A 1,461-nucleotide genomic window follows, 5' to 3' on the forward strand; every position below is an offset into this window, starting at 1 on the left:
TGCATTGTGTCAGCCAAACATATGTCGACTGACACTCCGCAATCGCGAGCAGGCTCGCTCCCACAGTGGGTGTGATCAATGATCAATCAAGGTCAGGCAATCTGCGCCTTCGAAGCCACCTCATCGAACGTCAACTCATCCAGCGCATCTTCCTGTTCATCCAGCACCTGCCGCGGATGATCATTACCGGGGATGCTGCTGTCGATCAGACTCAACAAGCGTGAGCCGCGCATCGTCAGAATGTAGTTCGAACCGGTACCGCCCTGCTCTTCAGGGCGCGGCTCGATATACCCCCGCTCCAGCAGCAGCTTTTCATACTCACCGGCCACGGCCTTGAGGTGGTCGAGGTTTTCGGTTTCCTCGCCTTCGGAAGCCTTTTGCGCCGCGTACTGCTCGGCATAGGGCCGTGGGGTGAAGCTGGCTTCACCGTGCTGCACTTCGTGCAGCAAGCGTTCAATCAAATCCCAGTTATAAGTCGTCATCCTGAATCAACCTCCGGTACCCGTGATTGATGGGTCTTCATTGATTGTGACCGGTATGGGCGATAGCCGTTCAGCCGGGTTTCCAGTCGTGACCGACCGGCGGTATGTCGATTTGCCCTGACGTCAAACGACTAGGCTGTGTAATCCGACTCCCAGCTCCACGCAGGAGAAATCGTCATGAACATTCAGAACCATCCCGTCGTGTCGCGGGAAGAATGGCTCGCCGCCCGCAAGCAGCATCTGGCTCACGAAAAAGCCTTCACCAAAGAACGGGACAGACTCAGCGCCGAACGCCGCGCTCTGCCCTGGGTGAAAATCGACAAGGACTATCACTTCCAGGGCCCCAAGGGCGAGTTGAAACTGGCCGATCTGTTTGGCGGGCGCAGTCAGTTGATCATCTATCACTTCATGTTCGCCGAAGGCTGGGAGGAAGGCTGTTCGGGCTGCTCGTTCCTGTCCGACCACATCGACGGCGCCAACCAGCACCTGGCTCATCACGATGTCGCGGTAGTCGCGGTATCCCATGCGCCGTACGAGGAATTCCAGGCGTTCAGGCGACGTATGGGCTGGCGATTCGATTGGGTGTCATCGGTTGGATGCGATTTCAACTATGACTTTGGCGTCACGGCCCGTGCCGAAGATGTCGCGGCTGGCACGGCGACTTACAACTACGAGAAAACCGATGGTTCGGAGGAAGAACTGCCGGGACTCAGCGTGTTTTACCGCAATGATGCCGGGGAGATTTTCCACACCTATTCCACGTACGCCCGAGGCCTGGACATGCTGGTCGGCGCCTACAACTACCTGGATTTGACGCCGAAGGGGCGCAATGAAGAGGAGATCATGGAGTGGGTGCGGCATCACGATAAGTATGAGCAGGCGCAGAAGTCGGAGTGCTGTCACGGCGGTTAAATCGAGTTCACCGTCCTTCCATTGTGGGAGCGAGCCTGCTCGCGATTGCGGAGTGTCAGGCGACACA

2 protein-coding genes are annotated in these 1,461 nt (G+C 57.4%); one reads left to right on the plus strand and one right to left on the minus strand.

Annotated features, from left to right (window positions below; genetic code table 11):
• Positions 1–92: 92 nt before the first annotated feature.
• Positions 93–482 (minus strand): transcriptional regulator, encoded by a 390-nt coding sequence (locus ACW9JE_RS30710; protein ID WP_224536156.1) that lies wholly within the window; start codon positions 480–482, stop codon positions 93–95.
• 177 nt (positions 483–659) lie between these two features.
• Here ACW9JE_RS30710 and ACW9JE_RS30715 point away from each other — a divergent pair, with 177 nt between their 5' ends.
• The gene (locus tag ACW9JE_RS30715) at positions 660–1,394 is read left to right on the plus strand and encodes a DUF899 domain-containing protein (RefSeq protein WP_457434907.1); all 735 of its coding nucleotides are present in this window, start codon (positions 660–662) and stop codon (positions 1,392–1,394) included.
• Positions 1,395–1,461 lie beyond the last annotated feature (67 nt).

The sequence above is a fragment of the Pseudomonas sp. SDO55104_S430 genome, assembly GCF_054070595.1.

Bases quoted from the DNA above. Each gene is read 5' to 3' on its own strand.
- ACW9JE_RS30715 (WP_457434907.1), top strand. From the start codon at position 660: ATGAACATTCAGAACCATCCCGTCGTGTCGCGGGAAGAATGGCTCGCC.
- ACW9JE_RS30710 (WP_224536156.1), bottom strand. From the start codon at position 482: ATGACGACTTATAACTGGGATTTGATTGAACGCTTGCTGCACGAAGTG.